At 66.7% G+C, this 23,493-nt stretch carries 22 protein-coding genes; 14 read left to right on the top strand and 8 right to left on the bottom strand.

Features of this window, described 5'->3' with window-relative positions; translation table 11 throughout:
- Positions 1 to 258: 258 nt before the first annotated feature.
- From Q0Q36_RS08615 to Q0Q36_RS08635, 5 genes are all read left to right on the top strand, one after another.
- Positions 259 to 537, top strand: coding sequence for a hypothetical protein (locus tag Q0Q36_RS08615; protein ID WP_293797348.1), 279 nt, complete (start codon positions 259 to 261; stop codon positions 535 to 537).
- Positions 538 to 691: 154 nt separating this feature from the next.
- On the top strand, positions 692 to 1,825 hold the full coding sequence (locus tag Q0Q36_RS08620) for a GGDEF domain-containing protein (protein WP_293797351.1): 1,134 nt from the start codon (positions 692 to 694) through the stop codon (positions 1,823 to 1,825).
- 99 nt (positions 1,826 to 1,924) lie between these two features.
- On the top strand, positions 1,925 to 3,103 hold the full coding sequence (locus Q0Q36_RS08625) for an acyl-CoA dehydrogenase family protein (protein WP_293797353.1): 1,179 nt from the start codon (positions 1,925 to 1,927) through the stop codon (positions 3,101 to 3,103).
- Positions 3,104 to 3,323: 220 nt separating this feature from the next.
- Positions 3,324 to 3,926 carry a TetR/AcrR family transcriptional regulator gene (locus Q0Q36_RS08630; RefSeq protein WP_293797354.1) on the top strand — a complete coding sequence of 201 codons (603 nt, stop codon included), beginning with the start codon at positions 3,324 to 3,326 and terminating at the stop codon, positions 3,924 to 3,926.
- A 122-nt stretch (positions 3,927 to 4,048) separates the two neighbouring features.
- Positions 4,049 to 5,092, top strand: a complete 1,044-nt coding sequence (locus Q0Q36_RS08635; RefSeq protein ID WP_293797355.1) for a histone deacetylase family protein — start codon at positions 4,049 to 4,051, stop codon at positions 5,090 to 5,092.
- Positions 5,093 to 5,274: 182 nt separating this feature from the next.
- On the opposite strand, the gene Q0Q36_RS08640 is transcribed toward Q0Q36_RS08635, so the two are convergent.
- Positions 5,275 to 6,831, bottom strand: a complete 1,557-nt coding sequence (locus Q0Q36_RS08640) for an acetolactate synthase large subunit (protein ID WP_293797357.1) — start codon at positions 6,829 to 6,831, stop codon at positions 5,275 to 5,277.
- A 243-nt stretch (positions 6,832 to 7,074) separates the two neighbouring features.
- Between Q0Q36_RS08640 and Q0Q36_RS08645 the strand changes: the two genes are divergently transcribed.
- From Q0Q36_RS08645 to Q0Q36_RS08665, 5 genes are all read left to right on the top strand, one after another.
- Positions 7,075 to 8,034 carry an ABC transporter substrate-binding protein gene (locus Q0Q36_RS08645; protein ID WP_293797359.1) on the top strand — a complete coding sequence of 320 codons (960 nt, stop codon included), beginning with the start codon at positions 7,075 to 7,077 and terminating at the stop codon, positions 8,032 to 8,034.
- A gap of 123 nt (positions 8,035 to 8,157) precedes the next feature.
- Positions 8,158 to 8,679 carry a mismatch-specific DNA-glycosylase gene (locus Q0Q36_RS08650; RefSeq protein WP_293797360.1) on the top strand — a complete coding sequence of 174 codons (522 nt, stop codon included), beginning with the start codon at positions 8,158 to 8,160 and terminating at the stop codon, positions 8,677 to 8,679.
- The gene (locus Q0Q36_RS08655) at positions 8,676 to 9,449 is read left to right on the top strand and encodes an ABC transporter permease (protein ID WP_293797362.1); all 774 of its coding nucleotides are present in this window, start codon (positions 8,676 to 8,678) and stop codon (positions 9,447 to 9,449) included. The genes Q0Q36_RS08650 and Q0Q36_RS08655 overlap by 4 nt, the downstream gene beginning before the upstream one ends.
- Positions 9,446 to 10,225 carry an ABC transporter ATP-binding protein gene (locus Q0Q36_RS08660; protein WP_293797363.1) on the top strand — a complete coding sequence of 260 codons (780 nt, stop codon included), beginning with the start codon at positions 9,446 to 9,448 and terminating at the stop codon, positions 10,223 to 10,225. The genes Q0Q36_RS08655 and Q0Q36_RS08660 overlap by 4 nt, the downstream gene beginning before the upstream one ends.
- A gap of 174 nt (positions 10,226 to 10,399) precedes the next feature.
- Complete coding sequence (locus Q0Q36_RS08665; protein WP_293797364.1) at positions 10,400 to 11,620, top strand: cyclopropane-fatty-acyl-phospholipid synthase family protein; 1,221 nt, start codon at positions 10,400 to 10,402, stop codon at positions 11,618 to 11,620.
- Here Q0Q36_RS08665 and Q0Q36_RS08670 read toward each other — a convergent pair.
- Positions 11,617 to 12,756, bottom strand: a complete 1,140-nt coding sequence (locus tag Q0Q36_RS08670; RefSeq protein WP_293797365.1) for a citrate/2-methylcitrate synthase — start codon at positions 12,754 to 12,756, stop codon at positions 11,617 to 11,619. The genes Q0Q36_RS08665 and Q0Q36_RS08670 overlap by 4 nt on opposite strands.
- Before the next feature lie 87 nt (positions 12,757 to 12,843).
- Here Q0Q36_RS08670 and Q0Q36_RS08675 point away from each other — a divergent pair, with 87 nt between their 5' ends.
- The gene (locus tag Q0Q36_RS08675) at positions 12,844 to 13,923 is read left to right on the top strand and encodes a citrate synthase/methylcitrate synthase (RefSeq protein WP_293797368.1); all 1,080 of its coding nucleotides are present in this window, start codon (positions 12,844 to 12,846) and stop codon (positions 13,921 to 13,923) included.
- Positions 13,924 to 14,086: 163 nt separating this feature from the next.
- Here the strand turns inward: Q0Q36_RS08675 and Q0Q36_RS08680 are convergent, their stop codons facing one another.
- The 5 genes from Q0Q36_RS08680 to hutI form a co-directional block, all read right to left on the bottom strand.
- Positions 14,087 to 14,647, bottom strand: coding sequence for a HutD family protein (locus tag Q0Q36_RS08680; protein ID WP_293797369.1), 561 nt, complete (start codon positions 14,645 to 14,647; stop codon positions 14,087 to 14,089).
- Between the two features lie 162 nt (positions 14,648 to 14,809).
- The gene (hutU, locus tag Q0Q36_RS08685; RefSeq protein ID WP_293797371.1) at positions 14,810 to 16,477 is read right to left on the bottom strand and encodes a urocanate hydratase; all 1,668 of its coding nucleotides are present in this window, start codon (positions 16,475 to 16,477) and stop codon (positions 14,810 to 14,812) included.
- Positions 16,474 to 17,283 carry an N-formylglutamate deformylase gene (gene hutG / locus Q0Q36_RS08690; protein ID WP_293797373.1) on the bottom strand — a complete coding sequence of 270 codons (810 nt, stop codon included), beginning with the start codon at positions 17,281 to 17,283 and terminating at the stop codon, positions 16,474 to 16,476. Before hutG ends, hutU begins: the two co-directional genes overlap by 4 nt.
- Before the next feature lie 127 nt (positions 17,284 to 17,410).
- Positions 17,411 to 18,943 (bottom strand): histidine ammonia-lyase, encoded by a 1,533-nt coding sequence (gene hutH, locus Q0Q36_RS08695; RefSeq protein ID WP_293797375.1) that lies wholly within the window; start codon positions 18,941 to 18,943, stop codon positions 17,411 to 17,413.
- Positions 18,940 to 20,106 (bottom strand): imidazolonepropionase, encoded by a 1,167-nt coding sequence (gene hutI, locus Q0Q36_RS08700; protein WP_293797502.1) that lies wholly within the window; start codon positions 20,104 to 20,106, stop codon positions 18,940 to 18,942. The genes hutH and hutI overlap by 4 nt, the downstream gene beginning before the upstream one ends.
- A 179-nt stretch (positions 20,107 to 20,285) precedes the next feature.
- On the opposite strand from hutI, the gene Q0Q36_RS08705 reads away from it, so the two are divergent.
- Together Q0Q36_RS08705 and Q0Q36_RS08710 are read left to right on the top strand one after the other, a co-directional pair.
- A complete protein-coding gene (locus Q0Q36_RS08705) occupies positions 20,286 to 21,653 on the top strand; it encodes a formimidoylglutamate deiminase (protein ID WP_293797377.1) in 1,368 nt (455 codons plus the stop codon).
- A gap of 12 nt (positions 21,654 to 21,665) precedes the next feature.
- Positions 21,666 to 22,415, top strand: a complete 750-nt coding sequence (locus Q0Q36_RS08710; protein ID WP_293797379.1) for a UTRA domain-containing protein — start codon at positions 21,666 to 21,668, stop codon at positions 22,413 to 22,415.
- Between the two features lie 79 nt (positions 22,416 to 22,494).
- On the opposite strand, the gene Q0Q36_RS08715 is transcribed toward Q0Q36_RS08710, so the two are convergent.
- Complete coding sequence (locus tag Q0Q36_RS08715; protein WP_265060517.1) at positions 22,495 to 22,755, bottom strand: glycine zipper domain-containing protein; 261 nt, start codon at positions 22,753 to 22,755, stop codon at positions 22,495 to 22,497.
- Between the two features lie 260 nt (positions 22,756 to 23,015).
- Between Q0Q36_RS08715 and Q0Q36_RS08720 the strand changes: the two genes are divergently transcribed.
- Positions 23,016 to 23,399 carry a PRC-barrel domain-containing protein gene (locus tag Q0Q36_RS08720; RefSeq protein ID WP_293797380.1) on the top strand — a complete coding sequence of 128 codons (384 nt, stop codon included), beginning with the start codon at positions 23,016 to 23,018 and terminating at the stop codon, positions 23,397 to 23,399.
- The last annotated feature ends 94 nt before the right edge of the window (positions 23,400 to 23,493 follow it).

Consider the following 23,493-nt stretch of genomic DNA (forward strand, 5'->3'; position numbering starts at 1 on the left):
CAGTGGCCTGCTTTTACTCCGCCACGATGGCCTGGAATCCGACCGCCGTTGACAGTCGCATAATTACTGTGGGGCGTATTTATGTTGTTTTGCGAATTTGCATTTAGAATTCGAGTCGATATCAAAAATATACTGTCGGATTGCGAGTTAACTTTACTCGGTATGGTTAATGTTGAGGCAGGGTTGTTTTGGAGGGTTGTTGCAACCTATACGTGCTTTATCGCTTCCGGCCCGGAGGCGAAGACAGGGAGAAGCAAGATGAAATACGCGTTTGTACTCGCTGCGGTTGCGGCCTTCGCTGTTTCCCCGGCCATGGCCGGCGGGCGGGGCGGTTCGCTGATCGGCGGCATCGTCGCTCCGGTGACGACGGCGGTGTCGGGCGTCAAGATCAATGCGCTCAACAATGTCAGCGTCCTCAGCGGCAACGCCAATGGCAACAAGATCGGCATCGTCGCCCCGGTGAAGGCGATCGTCAGCAAGAACGGCATCGTCGGCGGCCTGCTCGGCGGGCTCGGTCACGGCTGCGGTTGCAACTGACCGCCACGCGTCCGACCTCCCCACCTGAAACCTCAACGGGGCTGGCACTCGCCGGCCCCTTTTCTTGTGGGTGCCGCATTGCGCGCCGGTGATGCCTAAAATGCCGGGGATCGGGCAGACGGGTTCTTAGAGCCTCGCGCGTAGAGGCAGCCCCATGCATCTGCTGATGAGGCCCCGCAAACGCGCCGCGCAGCTTCCCGCGGATATCGAGATCGAGATCATCTCGCGTCTTTTCGCTGCCTTGCCGCAGATCCTGTGCATCGCGGCCGGCCTGATCGTCGGCTCCGCCATCATGGCCGTGCAGACGGGCGAGATGATCTTCTGGTGGCTGACCGGGGCAGGGGTCCTGACCACCGTCCTGCGCATCGCCAACATCGTCGGTTTCAAGCGGCGCGACCCTGCACGCACGCTGACGCTTGTCGAGGCGCGGCGCTGGGAGGCCGGTTACGCTTACACGGCCTTCGCCTTCACGCTCGTCATCGCCGCATTGACCCTAACCGCCGCGGCAGTCGGCCATGCCGGCGGCTTCGTGCTCAGCCTCGGGCTCACGATGGCGCTGACGGCGGGGTCCTACCTGCGCACCCTGCGCTACTGGATCTGCGCCGTGCTCTCGACCATCGCGATCGGCACGCTGGTCGTCGCTTTCCTGCTCTCGGGCGATCCGCTCTATCAGGCGCTCAGCGTCCTCCTGCTCGTCTATCTCTATTCGATCTACGAGAGCTCCGATCATATCATCGGCCAGTTCGAGGAATTGCTGATGGTGCGGCGCGAACTCGATTTCGCCGCGAGCCACGATCCCCTGACCGGGCTCGTGAACCGCCGGGGCCTCGACCGCGTGCTTCGCGACGCCGGCGAGAGCGGCGAGGCGCTGGGCCTCCTGCTGCTCGATCTCGACGGCTTCAAGCTGATCAACGATCGCCATGGCCACCAGGCCGGCGACGAGCTGTTGCAGCAAGTCGCGATGCGGTTGAGGGGCGTCGTTCGGCTCGGCGACAGCGTGGCGCGGCTCGGCGGCGACGAGTTCGCCCTCGTCATCCGCGGTGTCGCGGATGCGGTCGCGCTCTCCGAGGTTGCCGAACGGGCGGTCTCGGTCGTCAAGGCGCCGTTCATGCTGGCAGGGCAACTGGTCACGGTCGGTGCCAGCGTCGGTGTCTCCGTCAAGTCGGAACGGGATTCCGAGCATTGGACCGCAGAGGTCCTGACGCGCGCCGCCGACCAGGCGCTCTATGGTGCCAAGCGCGCCGGCAAGGGCCGAAGCATGGTCGCGCATTGGGACGACGTCGCCTGACATCAGCCGGGAATGGCGGTAGCTTGATCTCGGCTCGCCATTCACCTACCGTCCGGCAGGTAGCTGCGCGGTGACGCTGCACAAGAACGGGAGACGGCGATGTCGTCAGGCGGAAAGACTGTCGCGGAGGGCGCGCGCCGCTCGCCTTATTTCACCGAGGAGCATGAGGCGCTGCGCGACCAGGTCCGCCGCTTCGTCGAGACCGAGATCAAGCCGCATGCCCTGCAATGGGAGGAGGACGGTTTCGTCCCGCGCGCCGTGCTGCGCAAGATGGGCGAGCTCGGCTTCTTCGGCATCCGCTACCCCGCCGAATATGGTGGCTCCGAAATGGACACGATGGCGACCGTCGTGCTGGCCGAGGAACTCGGCCGTTCGACCTTCTCCGGCGTCGCGATCACGGCGCTGGTCCATACCGACATGGCTTCGGTCCATATCGCCAATGCCGGCAGCCAGGCACAGAAGGACAAGTACCTTCCGGCGATCATTGCCGGCGAGAAGATCGTCGCGGTCGCCGTCACCGAGCCCGATGCCGGCTCGGACGTGAAGGGCATCCGCACCACGGCGCGGCGCGAGGGCGATCATTACGTCCTCAACGGCGCCAAGATGTTCATCACCAACGGCGTCCATGCCGATCTCTACTGCGTCGCCGCCAAGACGGACCCGCAGGGGCGGCCCTCGCAATCGGTCTCGATCTTCGTGGTCGAGAAGGGCACGCCCGGCTTCTCCGTCTCGCGCGCCCTCGACAAGCATGGCTGGCGCTCCTCGGACACTGCCGAGCTCTCCTTCGTCGATTGCAAGGTGCCGGCCGAGAACCTGCTCGGGCAGGAGGGGCGCGGCTTCTACGCGATCATGAGCAATTTCCAGAACGAGCGCACGGTGATCGGCGCCATGGCGATGGGCGAGGCACAGGCCGCGATCGACCTGACGCTGGACTATGTCCGAACGCGCAAGGCCTTCGGCGCGCCGCTCTGGGAGAAGCAGGCGATCCGTCAGCGCCTGGCCGAGCTTGCGGGCAAGGTCGAGGCCGGCCGCCAGCTCGTCTACCACGCCGCCTGGCTCGATGCGCAGGGCTTCGACGCCACCCGCGAGGTCTCGATGGCCAAGGCCTATTGCGGCGAGCTGGTCAACGAAGTCATGTACGACTGCCTGCAGTTCCATGGCGGCATGGGCTACATGCGCGAAAGCGCGATCGAGCGCATGACCCGCGACGCCCGCGTCCAGGCGATCGGCGGCGGCGCGACCGAGGTCATGCTCGAGGAAGTGGCGAAGCGGCTGTGAGCCAGAGGCGCTGTCATCCCGCACGCGTTGCAACACGCAGTGTTGCTGCGCAGATGCGGGACCGTCCTCAGGAGAGGGCAGGGTCATCCCGGGCGCGCCGCAGCGTGAAACGCTGCTGCGCAGACACGGGACCGTTCTCCGGAAAAGGCGCCTTCTCGTCGCGCGGTCCCGTGTCTGCGCAGCGGCACTACGCGCCGCAGCGCGCACGGGAGGACACCCTATGAGTGAAGCCGCGCAAACCCGGCCACCAATCGAAGGCGGTTCGCGCCGGCAGATCCTCGACCATGCCGCGCGGCTGCTGCGCGGCGGCGGCTATCACCAAACCACCCTGCGCGAGATCGCAGAGGCCGTCGGCATCCGCAAGGCCAGCCTCTATTACCATTTCGGCTCGAAGGAGGAGATCGTCGAGGCGGTCGTCAACGACGGCGTACGCTTTGTCCACGAGGCGGTCGTCGCAGCGCTCGCGACGGAGGATGGCGCTTCGCCGCGCGTACGATTGGAGGCCGCGGTCCGCGCGCATCTCTCCGCCCTGCACGGCCATGGCGACTACACCTCGGCCAGCATCAAGGTCTTCACCTTCGGCGCGGCGCCGGTGCCGGAGAGCGTGCGCGCCGTGCGCCGTGCGTATGAGGATGTTTGGCGCCGCCTGATCGCCGAATGGCAGGAGGCGGGCGGCGTGCCCGCGGGTAATTCGCCGGACGTGCTCAGGCTCTTCCTGCTCGGCGCGCTCAATGGCTCGACCGACTGGTATCGGCCGGAGCGCTATTCCATCGACGCCCTGGCGCGTGAATTCGTGGCGCTGCTGTCGCCCGCAGGGACGTGAGCGCTCCGTCCCGGACGCAGGGGAGGGAGGCGCGGAACGACTGGCGGCGGCCCGGCAGCTTGCTACGATGACGGCGTGATCGCCGCTCCTGCAGCGGCTCTGCCCAGAGGATTGCCCAGCCGATGCGTGCCTTCTACCACCCCGACCAGGCGCTTCACGATCCCCAGCAATATATGCGCTTCGGCAAGGTCGTGGCCCCCAAGGATCTGCCGGAGCGGACGGAACGCCTGCTGGGCGCGCTGAAGAAGCACGGCATCACGCCGGAGAAGCCGGCGGCGCATGGCACGGACCCCGTCCTGGCGATCCATGATGCAGGCTTCGTCAAGTTCCTCGAAACCGCCTGGGCGCGCTGGCAGGACCTGCCGGCCGAGCGCGGCCCGGAAGTCTGGCCAAGCACCTTTCCCTATTGGAGCGGCCGCCCCGATGAGGATGTCCGCCCGCCCTGCCGCCCGACCGGCTTCATCGGCCAGCTTGGTTGGTATCTCGGCGATCTCTCGGTGCCGATCGGCGAGCATTGCTGGCATTCGACCTTGCGCTCGTCCGAGACCGCGGTCTCGGCCGCCGATGCGATCCTGGCCGGCGAACGCGCGGTCTATTCGCTTTGCCGCCCGTCCGGCCACCATGCCCGTGCCGATCGCGCAACCGGCTTCTGCTACCTCAATAACACGGCGATCGCGGCGCAGCGCCTGCGCTCGAAGTTCGGCAAGGTCGCGATCCTCGATGTCGACGCGCATCACGGCGACGGCACGCAGCAGATTTTCTATCGCCGCAACGACGTGCTGACGATCTCGGTCCATGCCGACCCGTCGAATTACTACCCGTTCTTCACCGGCTATGCCGACGAGCGCGGCAACGGCCCGGGCGAGGGCTTCAACCTTAATCTGCCGCTCGCGCATGGCGCCGGTGGCGCCGCGATGGAAGCGGCCGTCGCCGAGGCCGGCAAGGCGATCCGCGATTTCGGGGCCGAGGTCGTGGTGATCGCACTCGGCTACGACGCCCACAAGGACGACCCGATCGGGGTGCTGAAGCTGGAAGCTGCCGATTTCGGCACGATCGGCCGGCAGGTGAAGGGCTTCGGCCTGCCGACGCTGGTGGTGCAGGAGGGCGGCTACGCCATCGAAGCGATCGGCGACTGCCTCGACGCCTTCCTGGGCGGGTTCAAGTAGCGCCTGTCTTCTCTGGGGCACCTGTCTTCCCGTGCGCGCTGCAGCGTGAAACGCTGCGGCGCAGACACGGGACCGCCCCCCGGAAAAGGCGCCTTCTCGTCATGCGGTCCCGTGTCTGCGCAGCGGCATTCACATGCCGCAGCGCGCACGGGATGACACCCTTCAGTGCGGCCTGAAACGCCTCAGATCGCCGCCTCGATCAGGAACGGCCCCTTGCGGCTCAGCGCCGCCTTGAACAGGCTCGTGAACTCCTCGGCCGTCGTGGCTCGCGCGGCTTCGACGCCCATGCCCTTGGCCATCATCACCCAGTCCAGCGCCGGCTCGTCGATGTTCAGCATCAGTGTGGCGTTGCGGCCGAAATCGTTGACGCCGACGGCGCGCATCTCGCCATGCAGGATTTGGTAAGTCCGGTTGGCGAAGACCACGGTGACGATGTCGAGGTTCTCGCGCGCCTGCGTCCACAGCCCCTGCACCGTGTACATGCCGGAGCCATCGGCCTGCATGCTGATGACCTTGCGGTCGGGGCAGGCGACGGCCGCGCCGATGGCGAGCGGGATGCCTTCGCCGATCGCGCCGCCGGTGAGCTGGATATAGTCGTGCTGGGGCGCGCTATGGCAGTCGTAATAGAAACTGCGGCCGGACGAGACCGACTCGTCGCAGACGATGCAGTTCTCGGGCAGCAGCGCCGAGACGATGGCGCAGGCCTTGTCGGCATCGAGCTTGCCGGTCGGCAGGCCGGGCTGCTCCTTGCGCGCCGGGGCGATGTAGAGAGGGGCGGTCTTGGTCGCGCCCATCTCCTCCGCGAGCGCGGTGATCGAAGCCGGCAGGTCGTCGCCCGGAATCGACAGCGTCGCGACCTCGCAGCCGTCATGGATCAGGCGGCCGGGCTTGCCGGGATAGGCGAAGAAGCCGACCGGAACCTGCGCGCCGACGAGCACGAGATAGTCGACATCCTTGAGCTGCTCGAGCGCCTTGTCGATCGGATAGAACACCTTCGGCATGGCGACGCGGCCGGCGCCGCGCTGGATGCGCCCGTTCGACATCTGGCTGAAGATCTGGGCGCCCGTCACGGCGCAGATGCGGGCGGCCATCTCCATCGGCTTTTCGCGTAGCGCGAGCCCCGTCAGCATGATCGCCGCCCGCTTGCCATGCTTGCGCAGGCCGGCCGCGACCTCGCGGATCGTCGCGCCATCGACGCTCTTCAGCGCCGGCAATTCCGTCGGCTTCAGCGTGGCAGGCTCGACGCTGCCCCAGGCGCAGTCGGCCGGCAGGATGACCGTGGTGACGCCGGGTAGCGTCAGCGAGGCGACATAGGCTTCCCCGATCGCCGGGCCGACATCCTCCGGCGTCGCGATGCGGCGGACGAAATGCGACATCGGTTCGGCCAGGCTCTCGATATCGCTGGTCAGCGGTGCGTCGTGCTGGAGATGATAGGTCGCGTGGTCGCCGACGACATTGATCATCGGCGTGCGGGCGCGGCGGGCATTGTGCATGTTGGCGAGCGCATTCGCCATGCCCGGCCCGCAATGCAAGAGCGTCGCCGCCGGCTTGTCGGCCATGCGGGCATAGCCGTCGGCAGCGCCCGTCACCACGCCCTCGAACAGGCCGAGCACGCAGCGCATTTCCGGCTTGCGGTCGAGCGCCGCTACGAAATGCATCTCCGAGGTGCCGGGATTGGCGAAGCAGGTATCGACGCCGTTGATCAGAAGCGTGTCGCAAAGGCGGTCGGCGCCGTTCATCGGGAAACCTCGATTCGAAAGAAATAAGGGCGCCAGCGCGCCGGCGGGCGGAAGAGGAGGAAATTCCCTCTGCCCTGTCAAACGAGAGAATGTCATGACTTCCCCAAGCGACGCTGATCGGCCGCTTGACGTTTTTGCATATGCAATTACGCTGATCTGGAACGAAGGTTGCATTGCAGCATGGATGACGTTTAGGCGTCTGGGTGCGGCGTCAGCCGAAAAAGCAGGGGAAGGGTTTCAATCATGGCAGTTTTCAAGCGCGCCGGCGCTGCGGTCGGTTTTGGCCTCGCGGCGCTTCTTGCGGCGGGCGGCGCCCAGGCACAGACCAAGGTCAATATCGGCATTTCCGGCTGGACCGGCTTCGCGCCGCTGGTGCTCGCCAAGGAGGCCGGCATCTTCGCCAAGAACGGCCTCGACGTCACAATCAAGAAGATCCCACAAAAGGACCGCCACCTCGCCATCGCCTCGGGTGACGTCCAGTGCGCCGCGACCACGGTCGAGACCTGGCTGGTCTGGGATGCCGCCGGAATCAAGACCAAGCAGATATTCCAACTCGACAAGAGCTACGGCGCTGACGGCATGGTCGTGCGCAAGGACATCGCCTCGATCAAGGACCTGAAGGGCAAGACGGTCGCGGCTTCCGCCCCCGGAACCTCGCCCTATTTCGCACTGGCCTGGATGCTCAAGGAGAACGGCCTGTCCGTGAAGGACGTCAAGGTCGTCAACATGGAGCCCGGCCCGGCCGCCCAGGCCTTCATCGCCGGCCAGAACGACGCGGCGCTGACCTACGAGCCCTATCTCTCGACGGTGCGCGAGAAGCCGGATGCCGGCAAGATCATCGCCACCACGCTCGATTACCCGATGGTGATGGACACGTTCGGCTGCACGCCGGCCTTCCTCGTCGACGAGAAGGCGGCGGCTGCGCTGACCAAGAGCTATTTCGACGCGCTCGCCATGATCAAGGCGGAGCAGGCCAAGTCCTACGAGATCATGGGCGCTGACGTGAAGCAGACCGGCGAGCAGTTCGGCAAGTCGGCCGCGTATCTGCGCTGGTCGGACGCCGAGGGGAACAAGACGTTCTTCTCCGGCGAGTGGCAGGCCTTCAACGCCAAGGCGGCCGACGTGCTGCTCGAGGTCGGCCTGATCAAGACGAAGCCCGATTTCGCTTCGCTGATCGACACGCGCTTCGTCGCCGGCAAGTGAACGCCAGCAAGTGAGGCCGGACGGGTTGGCCACTACCGTCATGCTCGCCCTTGTGGCGAGCATCCACGTCCTGAACGCGGTCCGCGACAAAGGAAGACGTGGATGGTCGGGACAAGCCCGACCATGACGGATGAGGGAGTCGTCCTCCCGGATGTTCTGGAGCCCGGCCTGCGCGTCGTCTTTTGCGGCACGCAGGCCGGCGCCGCCTCGGCCAGGCTCGGCGCCTATTATGCCGGGCCGGGCAACAAGTTCTGGCCGGTGCTTCACCAGATCGGGCTCGTCCCGGTGAGGCTACGGCCGGAGGAATTCCGGACCTTGCTGCGCTACGGCATCGGCCTGACCGATGTCGCCAAGCGGACCTCGGGGCCGGATTCCGCGCTGCGTGGCGACCATTTCGACGTGGCCGGCTTCACGGCGCGGATCGATGCGAACCAGCCCCGCATCCTCGCCTTCAACGGCAAGCGCGCGGCGCAGGCCGCCCTTGGCATCAGCGAGGGCAGGCTTTCCTACGGGCCGCAGACGCATGGACTGGCCGACGCCGACATCTACGTCCTCCCCTCGACCTCCGGCGCTGCGGCCGGCTTCTGGTCGATCGAACCCTGGAAGCAACTGGCCATGGCCGTGACCGGAAACCAATCGCGATGAGACCTTTGCAACCCGTCTCGGCCCCCGCCCGCATCGGCTATGGCCTGGCCTTCTTCGCGCTCTTCGTCGCGCTCTGGTCGGTCGCGACCTTCGGCGGCTATGTCCAGCGCCTCTTCCTGGCCGATCCGCTGACCATGGTCGGCGAGGGCTACAGCCTGATGGTCCGCTACGGCTTCAGCTTCGACATCATGATGACGATCTGGCGCGTCGTCGGCGGCTTCATCATCGCCGTCATCGTCGCTTTGCCGATCGGCATCCTGATGGGCGCCTACAAGCCGATCGAGGCTTTCCTGGAGCCCTTCGTCTCCTTCGCGCGCTACCTGCCGGCCTCGGCCTTCATCCCGCTGCTGATCCTCTGGGCCGGCATCGGCGAGACGCAGAAACTGCTCGTCATCTTCATCGGCTCGGTCTTCCAGCTCATCCTGATGATCGCGGTCTCGGTCGGCTCGATCCGGCGCGATCTCGTCGACGCCGCCTATACGTTGGGCGCGACGGACAGCTCGGTCGTGCGCCGCGTCATGCTGCCGAATGCGGCGCCCGAGATCGCCGAGATCTTTCGCCTCGTGCTCGGCTGGGCCTGGACCTATGTCATCGTCGCCGAGCTGATCGGCTCGTCGTCGGGCATCGGCCACATGATCACCGACAGCCAGGCGCTGCTGAACACCGGACAGATCATCTTCGGCATCATCGTGATCGGCCTGATCGGCCTCGTCTCCGATTTCCTCTTCAAGGCGGTCAACCAGCGCCTGTTCCCGTGGGCGCGCGCATGAGCAAGCTTGTCATCGAGAATGTCGGCAAGGTCTTCCCGGCGCAGCGCGGGGCTGAGCCGACGCGGGCGCTGGTGCCGACCTCGCTCAATGTCGCCGATAACGACTTCATCACGATCCTCGGCCCGTCCGGCTGCGGCAAGTCGACCTTGCTGCGCATCATCGGCGGGCTGGAGACGGCGAGCGAGGGCCGCGTCCTGCTCGACGGCTCAGCCGTTTCCGGGCCGGGCGCCGATCGCGGCTTCGTCTTCCAGAGCTACACGCTCTTCCCCTGGCTGACGGTGCAGCAGAACATCGCCTTCGGCCTGCGCGAAAAGGGTGTGCCCGAGGCCGAGCGCATGAAGATTGCCCGCGACTGGGCGGTACGCGTCGGGTTGGGCCAGTTCATCGACCATTTTCCCAAGCAGCTCTCCGGCGGCATGCAGCAGCGCACGGCGATCGCCCGCGCACTCGCCAACGATCCCAAGATCCTCCTGCTCGACGAGCCCTTTGGCGCGCTCGACAACCAGACCCGCGCCCTGATGCAGGAAATGTTGCTCGGCATCTGGGAGCGCGAGCAGAAGACGGTGCTCTTCGTCACCCACGATATCGAGGAGGCGATCTTCGTCGGCTCCCGCGTCGTGGTGATGAGCAAGCGTCCGGGGCGGATCAAGGCCGATATCGCGGTCGATCTGCCCCATCCGCGGCCCTACACCATCAAGACGACGCCGGAATTCGTCGCCTTGAAGGAGCGGCTGGTCGAGGAGATCCGCGCCGAGGTTATCGCGGCCGATCACTAGCCGGGCAGTCAGCCATGCTTCCGTAGCGGAACCAATCGGCCTCGCCTGCGTTGTCATGTCGCAGGCGAGGGGCTGCCTTGCGCGTAAGGGCCGTTACGGCTGCGTGGCAAATTGCCATCTTGAGCGAAAGGGGCGCTGCCGAAGGTGGGGCCAATGCATTCGCTGATTGCCAGGATGTTGTCTCGGCTCGCGATCGAGCCACGTATCGATGTCGTATTTCCCGATGGCACGTTGCAGTCGGTCGGGCAGGGCGCGGTGCCGCGATTGCGTATGCGCATCGTCGATTCCCCGACGGAACTGAAACTGGCGCTCAATCCCGAGCTTGCTCTCGGCGAGGCCGTTATGGACGGTCGCGTCGTCGTCGAGCAAGGTTCGCTCTATGATCTTCTCGATGCGCTGGTCGCAGCCGTGCATCGGGCGCGTCCCAAAGGCTGGGGCAAGGTCTTGGAGGGTTTACGCACCGCCGTGCGGCGCTTCCATCAGCACAACACGCCGGCGCTCTCCCGGCGCAATGTCGCGCATCACTATGATCTCAAGAGCGACTTCTTCCGGCTTTTTCTCGATCCGGACATGCAGTATTCCTGCGCATATTTCGCCGATCCGAGCATGACGTTGGCCGAGGCGCAGCTCGCCAAGAAGCGCCACATCATGGGCAAGCTCGATCTCCAGCCGGGCCAGCGCGTGCTCGATATCGGCTGCGGCTGGGGCGGCATGGCGCTGTCCATAGCCGGCGAGACGGGAGCGTCTGTCACGGGCATCACGCTCTCCGAGGAGCAGCTTGCCATTGCCCAGCAGCGCGGCGCGGAATCCGGCCTGCCGGTCGAGTTTCGGCTGCAGGACTATCGCCATCTCAGCGAGCCCTTCGACCGCATCGTCTCGGTCGGCATGTTCGAGCATGTCGGCGTCGGCTACTACCGCGACTATTTCCGCAAGATCCGGGAATTGCTGAGTGATGACGGCGTGGCGCTGGTCCATACGATCGGCCGCTCGACGCCGCCGGGCGCGACCAATCCATTCATCGCCAAATACATCTTCCCCGGCGGCTATATCCCCGCCATGTCGGAGGTGGCGGCTGCGGTCGAGCAGGAAGGGCTCGTCATCACAGATGTCGAGGTGCTGCGCCTGCACTATGCCGAGACGCTGAAGGTTTGGCGCGAGAACTTCCTTGCCCGCCGCGACGAGGCGGTGGCGATGTATGACGAGCGCTTCGCCCGGATGTGGGAGTTCTATCTCGCCGCTTGCGAGGCGAGCTTCCGGCATGACGACCTCGTCGTGTTCCAGTTCCAGCTCGCCAAGAAGCTCGATGGCCTGCCGATCACGCGCGGCTATATCGGAGAGCGCGAGAGCGAGCTTGGGCGCAAGCCGGCGCTCACGAAGGTCGCCGAGTCGGCTTAGCCCGGCTCCGGCCCGACATAGCGGGCGCGAGGCCGGATCAGGCGTCCGGTCTCGCCTTGCTCCAGCGCATGCGCGATCCAACCGGCGCAGCGTGCGGCAGCAAAAATCTGGAACGAGACATCCGGCGCGAGCCCGAGGTCGCTGGCGATCGCCGTCAGCACGAAATCGATATTCGGCTCCTCGCCGGTCAGCGTCGTGACAGCCCGGCGCGTCTCCTCATAGGCAGGCGGTAATGCGAAGGCCGTGAGCAGTGCGCGGGCCCGCGCATCGCCATCGGGATAGAGTGGATGGCCGAAACCGGGCAGGGGCATGCCGGTCGCGAGCCGGGCGGAGACCGCCATTTCGACGCCCTCGCTTGCGATCTCGCGCATCAACCCGAGGACGCGCGGCGTCATCCCGCCATGCAATGGCCCGGACAGCGTCGCGAGCCCGGCCAGGATGCTGGCGGCGAGCGAGGCGCGCGTCGAGGCCGCGACCCGGACCGCGAAGGTCGAGGCGTTGAGCTCATGATCGGCGAGCAGCACCAGCGCGCGGCGGATCAGGTCGGCGCCGCGTTCGTCGCAGCCCCAGGCCTGCGCCAGCCGGTGATGGATCGGTCCCTGTCCCGGCCGCCCGGCGATGGCGTCCACGAGCGAGTCGATGACGGAGGCGGCCTCCAGATAGAGCGCCTTCTTGGTGCGCCCGGCCATGGCGGGATCGCTGGCGGCGCGGGCGGCGATCACCGCGAACATGCGCTGCCGGGCCGGCGCTTCCGGCACGATCGTGAATAGCGGCGGGAAGCGTTGCGAGCCGCAATCCCAGAGCAGCCGCGCGACATCCTCAAGCTTTGCCGTTTCGGCGAGCACCTCGGCATCCTGCCCGCGATACCACAGCTTGCCGCGCTGGATCGTGGCGATGCCCGAGGCCAGGATCGGCTCGCCGAACGCGATCGCGTCCTCCGCGATGGCAGCGGGCTTGCGCCCCCGCGCCTTGCGATGCTCCAGCCGTGCCACATCTTCGGCCCGGTAGAGCCGTCGACGCGAGTCGGCGGCATCGCCGCGCGCCTCGATCAGCCCGCGGCTGACATAGGCGTAGAGCGTCTGCGGCTTCAGCCCGAGCCGCTGCATAACCTGTTGCGCCGTCAGCCAGTCGGTCATGGAAAATAGATTGATTATATTGTTCAAGATTGATTCTACTGGTGAAGCTATCAATCTTCAAGGCCTCAGATGTTGAGGAGAACCGCCATGTCCGATGGCCTTGAAGATGTCGTTGCCGCCCATACCGTGCTCTCGGAAGTCGATGGAGCGGCGGGCCGGCTGGTGATGCGCGGCCACAGCCTGGATGAACTCGCCGGCCATACCTCCTTCGAGGAAATGGCCGCGCTGATGCTCGACGGCTTCGTGCCGGACCTGCGCGCCATGAAGGATCTGCCGGCGGCGCTCGGCGCGGCCCGGCAGGAACTGTTCGAAACGGTGGTGCAGAAGGCGGTTGTCCCCGTCACCCTCGGCCCGGTCGAGATGATCCGGGCGATGACGGCACTGATCCCCGATGGCGAGGATGTCGGCACGGTGCTGCGGCTGCTGGCGGCGCCGGCTGTCTTTACCGCCGCTTCGCTGCGCATGCGGCAGTGTCTCGCGCCGGTCGCGCCCGATCCGTCCCTGCCGCAGGCCGCCGATACGCTGCGCATGTTGACAGGCAAGGCGCCGACGAAGCAGCAGGCCGCCGCGCTCGATACCTATCTCGTGACCGTCGCCGATCACGGCCTCAACGCCTCGACCTTTGCGTCGCGCGTCGTCGCCTCAACCCGCGCCGGGCTGGTCTCGGCTGTGCTCGCCGGCATCGGCGCCCTGAAGGGGCCGCTCCATGGCGGCGCGCCCGGCCCGGTGATCGAGATGCTCGATGCGATCGGTGCACCCACGAATGCCCGCGCCTGGTTGGAAACCGCGCTCGATCGCGGCGACCGGCTGATGGGTTTCGGCCACCGCATCTACCGTGTGCGCGACCCGCGCGCCGATGCGCTGAAGGGCGCGATCCGCCGGCTCGGCGCCGATAGCGGGCGCCTTGCCCTGGCCGAGGCGGTCGAGCAGGCAGCACTCGCCATCCTGCGCGAACGCAAGCCCAACCGGACGCTGGAAACCAATGTCGAGTTCTACACGGCGCTCCTGCTGGAGGCGCTCGGCTTCACGCCGGACTCGTTCACCTGTGTCTTCGCGCTCGGTCGCACGACCGGCTGGCTCGCCCATGCCAAGGAGCAGATCGCCGGCGGCCGCCTGATCCGGCCGCAATCGGTCTATGTCGGCCCGCAGCCGCGGCAGGCGGCTTAAGTTCCAGCAGGGCGCTGGGAACCCTTCTCCCGTGTGGGAGAAGGGCAGGGATGAGGGCCTGCCTTATCCGCGAAGACTCGATGGCCCGGTCGCGCTCCAATGATCAGCGGCGGTCCCTCACCCCTACCCCTCTCCCGTTCGGGGGAGAGGAGCCCGCGGCTGTTTATGACGCCGTCAGCCAAACCGCATAAAGCTCAGCCTCACCGCCGCTCACAGTAAGCTCCACACCCCCCGGCGCATCCAGCATCGCGCTGTCGCCGGCGGGCAGCGTCGTGCCGTTCACCAGCCAGTCGCCCTTGCGGGCGACCAGCACCACCAGGCCTTCGCTTGCGCTGAGCGAGCCGGCGCCAGAGAGGCGTTCGACCCGGTGCTGCCAGCGACCGCGCCGGCTCATCACGTTGAGATCGTCGATTGCCCCATCGACCAGCACACCATCCACCGCCCGGTCGGCGGCGAAGAAAAACGGCTTGGTCGCGCGGTCGAGCGAAACCGTCTCGCCATCGCCGAAGGCCAGCCGAATGCCGTTGCCGGTCAACACCGACAGCGTCCGGTCGATGCCGGGGAAGGACGAGAACGGCCCGTCCTGTCCGACATGCGCCATTGAGATGCGCCAGTCGAAATCGCCGAGCGAGGCGCCTTCCGGCGCGACCGCGATCTCGGTCGTGGTGCCGCCGCCGTTCTTCCACGGCATGACCTTGCAATCGGCGGCGCGGATGATGCGCATGGAAGCTCCTTCGAATTCAGACGGCCACCCTTGTTATTCCGGGGCGCCCGAAGGGCGAACCCGGAACCCACGACTGGGTAGAACATCGTGGTTGGACAAGGCTCGCCCGGTCGTGGGCTCCGGGTTCTCCGCTGGCGCGGAGCCCCGGAAGGACAACGTCGCTCAGCCCAGGATACCCGGCAGGTTGAGCTGCTTCTCGCGGGCGCAGTCCAGCGCGATGTCGTAGCCGGCATCGGCATGGCGCATCACGCCCGTGGCCGGGTCGTTCCAGAGCACGCGCGAGAGACGAGCGGCCGCGTCATCCGTGCCGTCGGCGCAGATCACGACGCCCGAATGCTGCGAGAAGCCCATGCCGACGCCGCCGCCATGGTGCAGCGAGACCCAGGTCGCACCCGACGCCGTGTTGAGCAGGGCGTTGAGCAGCGGCCAGTCGGAGACCGCGTCCGAGCCGTCCTTCATCGCTTCCGTCTCGCGGTTCGGCGAGGCGACCGAGCCGGAATCGAGATGGTCGCGGCCGATCACGACCGGCGCCTTGAGCTCGCCGTTCCGGACCATTTCGTTGAAGGCCAGGCCGAGGCGGTGGCGATCGCCGAGGCCGACCCAGCAGATGCGCGCCGGCACGCCCTGGAACGCGATGCGCTCGCGCGCCATGTCGAGCCAGTTGTGCAGGTGCTTGTTGTCGGGCAGCAGCTCCTTCACCTTGGCGTCGGTCTTGTAGATATCCTCCGGATCGCCCGAAAGCGCGGCCCAGCGGAACGGGCCGATGCCACGGCAGAACAGCGGACGGATATAGGCCGGCACGAAGCCCGGGAAGGCGAAGGCGTTCTCCAGTCCCTCTTCCTTGGCGACCTGGCGGATGTTGTTGCCGTAGTCGAAGACGGGCAAGCCCATGTTCTGGAAGGCGATCATCGCCTCGACATGCTCGCGCATCGAGGCACGGGCGGCCTTTTCCACGGACTTCGGATTGGCCTCGCGTGCTTGCCTCCACTGGCCCATGGTCCAGCCCTTCGGCAGGTAGCCGTTGATCGGGTCATGCGCCGAGGTCTGATCGGTGACCATGTCGGGACGGATGCCGCGGCGCACCATCTCGGGCAGGATCTCGGCGCAGTTGCCGAGCAGGCCGACCGACTTCGCCTCGCCATTCCTGGTCCACCGGGCGATCATCTCCAGCGCTTCGTCGAGCGTCTCGGCCTTCTCGTCGAGATAGCGGGTGCGCAGGCGGAAATCGATCGAGTCCGGGTTGCACTCGACGGCAAGGCAGGACGCACCGGCCATCACCGCGGCGAGCGGCTGCGCGCCGCCCATGCCGCCGAGGCCGCCGGTCAGGACCCACTTACCCTTGAGGTTGCCGCCATAATGCTGGCGGCCGGCCTCGACGAAGGTCTCGTAAGTGCCCTGCACGATGCCCTGGGTGCCGATATAGATCCAGGAGCCGGCCGTCATCTGGCCGTACATCGCGAGCCCCTTCTTATCGAGCTCGTTGAAATGATCCCAGTTCGCCCAATGCGGCACGAGGTTCGAGTTCGCGATCAGGACGCGCGGCGCATCCTTATGGGTGCGGAACACGCCGACCGGCTTGCCGGACTGGACGAGCAGCGTCTCGTCGGCCTCGAGCTGGCGCAGCGTTTCGACGATGCGGTCGAAATCCTCCCAGGAGCGGGCGGCGCGGCCGATGCCGCCATAGACCACGAGCTCCTGCGGATTCTCGGCGACGTCCGGATGCAGGTTGTTCATCAGCATGCGCAGCGGCGCCTCGGTCAGCCAGCTCTTGGCACTGAGCTCGGTGCCGGTGGCGGGGCGGATGACGCGGGTATTGTCCAGGCGGGTCATGAGCGGCTCCGTTCGAGTTGCTTGGCCGCGTCGAGGGCGGCGGCGATGATGGCGGACAAGGCGGTTTGCAAGGTGGCGGCCTTCAGTGCGTCGAAGGTCCAGGGCGCGTTTTCTTCCGAGAGATAGGCCGAGAGCGCGATTTCCATCTGGAGCGCGTGCACTTGGCTTGAGGGGCGCCCGTAATGGCGCGTGATCCAGCCGCCCTTGAAGCGGCCATTGGCGATCTGGGTGAGCGGCTGGCCCGCCATCGCGGTGACGGCGGCAGCCTCGACACTCGATGCGCAGCTTTGGCCGGAATTCGTGCCGAGGTTGAGCGTCGGCAGCGTGCCCTCGAACAGGCGCGGGATCACCGACTTGATCGAGTGGCAGTCCCACAGCACGCAATAGCCGTGCTCGGCCTTCACCCGTTCGATCTCGGCCGCCAGCGCCGTGTGATAGGGCTGGAAATAGGCCGCCTTGCGCCGCTCGATCTCGTTCGCATCCGGCGCGGTCTGCCAGATCGGCGCGCCGTCGAAGGTCGTGGTCGGCACGAGCTCGGTCGTCGCCTGGCCCGGATAGAGCGAGACGCCGGACGGGTCGCGGTTGAGATCGATCACGAAGCGCGAAAGCTGCGCCTCGATGATGCTCGGCGCGAACGGCGCGGCGAAGCTGTAGAGCTGGCGCATATGCCAGTCGGTATCCTCGACCAGCTTTCCGCGTGCGTTGAGCTGCGCCGCGACTTCCGGCGGAACGCCGGTGCCGGGATGCGGCATCGAGAGGATCAGCGGGGACGAGCCGCGCGTGACGTTGATGATGTCTGTTGTCATGGCCCTGCCTCTGGAACCGCTTCGTCATGCTCGCCCTTGTGGCGAGTATCCACGTCTTGAACACTGCATTCGACGAAGGAAGACGTGGATGGTCGGGACAAGCCCGACCATGACGGGAAGGGCGAACTCACGCTGCGCAATCGGCGAAGCTGTCGAGCCCCGCCGCCTTGCCGACGGCGCCGGAGAGCACGAACTCGGTCGCGGCCGCGAGATCGGGTGCGAGGTAGCGGTCCTCGGTCAGCGGCGCGATCCTGCTGCGCAGTAGGGCGAGCACCGGCTCCAGCCGCGGGCTGGTCGTGAGCGGGCGGTGATGCTCGATCGCTTCCGCCGCTGCCATCAGCTCGACGCCGATGACGCTGGCAGCATTCTTCGCCATGTCGATCAGGCGGAAGGCGCCATGCGTCGCCATCGAGACATGGTCTTCCTGGTTGGCAGAGGTCGGGATGGTGTCGACCGAAGCCGGATAGGCCTTCTGCTTGTTCTCGGAGGCGAGCGCGGCGGCGGTCACCTGCGCGATCATGAAGCCCGAGTTCAGGCCGGCATCGCGGGCGAGGAAGGGCGGCAGGCCGCTCATCACGGGGTCGACCAGCAGCGCCATGCGGCGCTCCGAGAGATTGCCGATCTCGCAGACGGCCATCGCCAGGATGTCGGCGGCGAAGGCGACCGGCTCGGCGTGGAAATTGCCGCCCGAGACGATCTCGCCGGGGCCGAGCACCAGCGGGTTGTCGGTGACGGCGTTCGCCTCGATCGAGAGCGTGGCGGCGGCATTGCCGATGAGATCGCGCACGGCGCCCATCACCTGCGGCTGGCAGCGCAGCGAATAGGGGTCCTGCACCTTCGTATCGCCATGGCGATGGCTCTCGCGGATCGCGCTGCCGGCGATCAGGTCGAGCAGGATCTTGGCGACCTTGATCTGGCCGGGCTGGCCACGCAGGGTCTGGATGCGCGGATCGAACGGGGTGTCGGAACCCTTCAGCGCATCGACCGAGAGCGCGCCGGCGACGAGCGCGGCGTCGAAGACGCGGGCGATGGCAGCAAGGCCGGTCATGGCGAGCGTGGTCGAGACCTGCGTGCCGTTGATCAGCGCGAGGCCTTCCTTGGCGCCGAGCGCGAGGGTGGTGAGGCCGGCGCGCTTCAGCGCATCAGTCGCCGGCAGGGTCTCGCCCTTCAGGCGGATCTCGCCGAAACCCATCAGGGCCGCGGTCATATGGGCGAGCGGGGCGAGATCGCCGGAAGCGCCGACCGAGCCCTTGGCAGGGATGACCGGCAAGGCATCGGCTTTGAGCGCGTTGGTCAGCGCCTCGATCACGACGGGGCGCACGCCGGAGGCGCCGCGCGCCAAGCTCGCCGCCTTCATCGCCAGCAGCAGGCGGACGACGCCGTCAGGCAGGGCAGGGCCGGTGCCGACCGCATGCGAGACGATCAGGTTGCTCTGGAGCTTGGCGAGGTCGGCATCGGCGATGCGCACGCTGGCGAGCTTGCCGAAGCCGGTGTTGACGCCATAGGTCACGGTGCCGGCGGCGACGATCTCTTCGACGATCTTCTGGCCGGAGGCGATATTCCCCGCGCTGTCGCTGCCGAGCGAGGCGGTGGCGCCGTCGAGGATCGCGCGCCAGTCGGTGAGATGGGCTGCGCCCGGGTTCAGCGAAACCGTCGTCATTGTCCGTTCCAGATGCGGGTGTGAAGGGGATTGAAACCGATGCGATAGGCGAGTTCTGCGGGACGCTCGATTTCCCAGATCGCGAGATCGCAACGCTTGCCGGCTTCCAGCGTGCCGACCTCGTCCTGGAGGCCGAGCGCGGTCGCGGCATGGCGGGTGAGGCCGGCGAGTGCCTCTTCCGGCGTCATGCGGAAGAGCGTGCAGGCCATGTTGAGCACGAGCAAAGGCGAGGTCAGCGGCGATGAGCCGGGATTGGCATCGGTCGCCAGCGCGATCGCGGCGCCATGCTTGCGCAGAAGGTCGATCGGCGGCTTCTGCGTCTCGCGCAGGAAATAGAAGGCGCCGGGCAGCACGACCGCGACCGTACCGGCCTTGGCCATGGCGATGACGCCGTCCTCGTCGAGGTATTCGAGATGGTCGGCCGACAACGCGCCCATCTCGGCCGCGAGCTTGGCGCCATGCAGGTTGGAGAGCTGCTCGGCATGGACCTTGATCGCCAGCCCCTTGGCCTTGGCGGCCTCGAAGATGGCCTTCGTCTCGTCGGGCGAGAAGGCGATGCCCTCGCAGAAGACGTCGACCGCATTGGCGAGCCCCTCGGCCGCGACGGCATCGAGCAGCGGCCCGGCGACGAGCGCGGTATAGTCGCCTGAGCGGCCCTTGTATTCCGGCGGCACGGCATGGGCGCCGAGGAAGGTGGTGCGGACGGTGACGGGGCGCTCGCGGCCGATCCGGCGTGCGACGCGCAGCTGCTTGAGTTCCGCCTGCTGCTCCAGCCCGTAGCCGGACTTGATCTCGACGGTGGTGACGCCCTCGGCCATCAGCGCAGCGAGGCGTTTATCGGCTGAGGCGAAGAGCGTGTCCTCGCTCGCCTCACGCGTCGCCTTGACGGTGGAGAGGATGCCGCCGCCGGCCCGTGCGATCTCCTCATAGGTCGCGCCCTGAAGGCGCAACTCGAACTCATGCGCCCGGTCGCCGCCATAGACGAGATGGGTATGGCAATCGATCAGGCCGGGCGTGATCCAGCGGCCTTCGCAATCGATGGAAGTGGCGGCATCAAAAACCGGCGCCTCGCTGCGCGGGCCGACGAAGACGATGCGTCCGTCACGGGCGGCGATGACGCCATCCTCGATCGCACCATAGGGCGCGTCGACCGCAGGCGACATCGTCGCCAGCCGCGCATTCGTCCAGAGCTTGTCGCAGACAACCGTTTCACCAGGCGCTTTCGCCACCGTGCGTCCTCCCGCTACTCTTTGATGTGAAGCCATGCTATCCAATTGCATATGCAATTGGCAAGTGTTATTTGCATATGCAATTGAACGCCAGCGAGCGACGGAGCGAAACGGTGACCGAGACCCTGCATCTGGCCGAGGCGCTTCTGCCCGAAGGTTTTGCCCGCGATGTGAAGCTGACCGTCGCTGATGGCGTGATCGTTTCCGTCGAGGCGGGGGTTAAGCCAGCAGGGGATAAGGGCAGCTTCTCAGGCATCGCGCTGCCTGGCATGCCTAACCTGCACAGCCACGCCTTCCAGCGCGGCATGGCCGGCCTCTCCGAGCGTCGCGGTGCGCCGGAGGATTCCTTCTGGACCTGGCGCGAAGTGATGTACCGCTTCCTCGACCGGCTCGATCCCGATGACGTGCAGGCCATCGCCGCGCAGGCCTTCGTCGAGATGCTGGAAGGCGGCTTCACCGCGCTCGCCGAGTTCCACTACCTGCATCACGACAAGGACGGGCGCGCCTACGCGAATATCGCGACGATGGGGCAGGCGATCGCGTCGGCTGCGCAGGAAACCGGCCTCGGCCTCACGCTGCTGCCGGTGCTCTATCGCTTCGGCAATTTCGGGCAGGCGCCCTCGGTTCATGGCCAGCGCCGCTTCGTCAACGAGCGCGATGCCTATCAGCGCTTGCTGGAAGGCAGCCTCGCCGCGATCCGTGACCTGCCGGATGCCCGGCTCGGCGTTGCCCCGCATTCGCTGCGCGCCGTCGCGCTCGACGATCTCGGCTGGGTCTCGTCGCTGCGCCCGAACGACCCCGTCCATATTCATGTCGCCGAGCAGATCCCCGAGGTCGAGGCGAGCCTGAAGATCACCGGCAAGCGCCCGGTCGAACTGCTGATGGACACGATCCCGCTCGACCGTCGCTGGTGCCTGATCCACGCGACGCATCTGACCGACGCTGAGCGCGACGGCATTGCCCGCAGCGGCGCGGTCGCGGGCCTGTGTCCGATCACCGAATCCAGCCTCGGCGACGGCATCTTCGACGGTGTCCGCTATGCGCAGGCCGGTGGCGCCTATGGCGTCGGCAGCGATTCCAACATCCAGATCGATGCCGGTTCGGAGCTGCGCCAGCTTGAATATTCGCAGCGCCTGCGCGATCGCCGCCGAGCGCTCTTCGCTGAGGAGACGGCGTCGACCGGCCTCGCGCTCTGGCGGGCGGCCTGTGCCGGCGGGGCGCGCGCCTGCGGCCGCGCCATCGGCGCAATCGCGCCCGGCCATCGCGCCGATTTCATCACGCTCGACACCGATCATCCGGCGCTTGTCGGCCGCGGCGGCGCCGAGGCGATCGACAGCGCGATCTTCGCCGCCAATGCCATGCCTTTGCGCGACGTCGTCGTCGGTGGCAGGAGGGTGGTGGCCGAGGGGCGCCATGTCGCCCGCGATTCGGTGCGCACGCGCTTCGCCGGCGTGATGCGGCGCCTGCTCGCAGCGGAGTAACCAGGGACGACGATGACGGACACCCGGCTCGACGCGGTAAAACTGGATGGCGCCGGGCCGGTCTATGACCAGATCCGGCGGGCGATCCGCGACCTCGTCGTCAGCGGGGAATGGCAGCCCGGCACCAGCGTGCCGCCCGAGCATGCGCTGATGGAGCAGCTCGGCGCCTCGCGCATGACCGTGCATCGCGCTCTGGTTCAGCTTGCCCGCGAGGGCCTGATCATCCGGCGCCGCCGTTCTGGAACCGTGGTCGCGACGCCCCCGGCGAGCCACGCCATGCTCGACATCCTCTCGATCCCGGAGGAAGTGCGCCAGCTCGGCCAGGCTTATGCCTATGAGGTGCTGGCGCGCACCGACGGCCGGCCTTCGCCGGAAGTGGCCGAGCTTTTCGGTCTCAAGCGTTCCGACAAGGTTGCGCATCTCATCGTGCTGCACCGGGCCGACGGTAAGCCGCATGTGCTGGAGGAACGCGTCATCCATGCCGCGGGCGTGACCGGTCTTGCGGACGAGGATTTCGCCGAGACCCCACCCGGCGACTGGCTTTTGCGGCACAGCCTCTGGTCGCAGGCCGAGCATGCGATCAGCGCGATCGGGGCGGGCGAGGAGCAGGCCGCCCTGCTGCAGATCGCGGAGGGCGAGCCTTGCCTTCTGGTCGAGCGCCGGACCTGGAACCAGTCGCAGTCGGTGACGGCTGTGCGCCTGCTCTACCCCGGTTTCCGCCACCGCTTCGTTGGGCGCTTCGGGCCCTATGGAGCCGCCTGAGGGCGGGGGCTTCTCGCCATCCCGCGCAAAAGAAAAGGCCCGCCGGTCGGGCGGGCCTTCATTGGGATGGGATGCTACCTCAGCAATCGTAGACGTAGCGGCGGCCCCATTCGTCGCGCCCGTAGCAGCGTTGCGGCGTGGCGGCGCCGCCGATGATCGCGCCGCTGGCGCCACCGATCGCGGCGCCGGCCAGCGCGCCTCCGGCCCGCCCCGTGGCCGCGCCACCGATGATGGCACCGGCGCCTGCACCGATCAGTGCACCCGTGCCGGCATTCTGTTCGCGGGCCGTACAGGCACCGAGAGCGGCACCCAAAGCCGCGACGAGCATCAGCTTCTTGATGATCATGACCTCTCCTCCTCCGTGAGATGACGGGTCTTTCGAAGCACCAAACAGCGCCGGGCGGCTAAGGTTCCGCCGGTTGGCAGGCCATCATCGGCCCTTTGCTCGGTTCCTGTTTTGGAAACGGGCTTTGTGTCGGCACGAAGGCCGTGAAAATTCTCGAGCCTCCCGGAACCTATCGCGGCAGCGACGGTTGAAGTCACAAGTCCCGCCGGAGGGCGCTTTCTCCGGCATCCCATCGCGAGACAAGGGGGAAGACGATGACCGATGTTCAAGGGACAGCTCGCACGACTGCCAATCCGCTGATTGCCGGCGCCCGCGTCGCTGGAACCGATGTGTACAATGCGACAGGCGACCATCTCGGCGAAATCTATGACGTGATGCTCGACAAGCTGACGGGGAAGGTCGCCTACGCGATCATGTCCTTCGGCGGCTTTCTCGGGCTCGGCGAGAAGTATCACCCGATCCCGTGGAGCGTGCTCGACTACGACACGCAGCGCGGCGGCTATGTCGTGCCGCTGACCAAGGAACAGCTTGAGGCGGCGCCGATGTACGATAGCGAAGGCGAGCCCGACTGGGAGGACAAGGCTTATGGCAAGCGTGTCCACGACTACTACGGCACGATGCCTTACTGGATGATGTAACTGCCGGGCGCGTCACGCGAAGCGTAGCCTGCTTCGCATGACGAAAACCCGATCGATCAAGGGTTTGAATCGTTTCCGCGTTTCGGAGAAAGGC

Origin of the sequence: uncultured Allobosea sp., from assembly GCF_945957345.1 — a bacterium.
GTDB lineage: Bacteria > Pseudomonadota > Alphaproteobacteria > Rhizobiales > Beijerinckiaceae > Allobosea.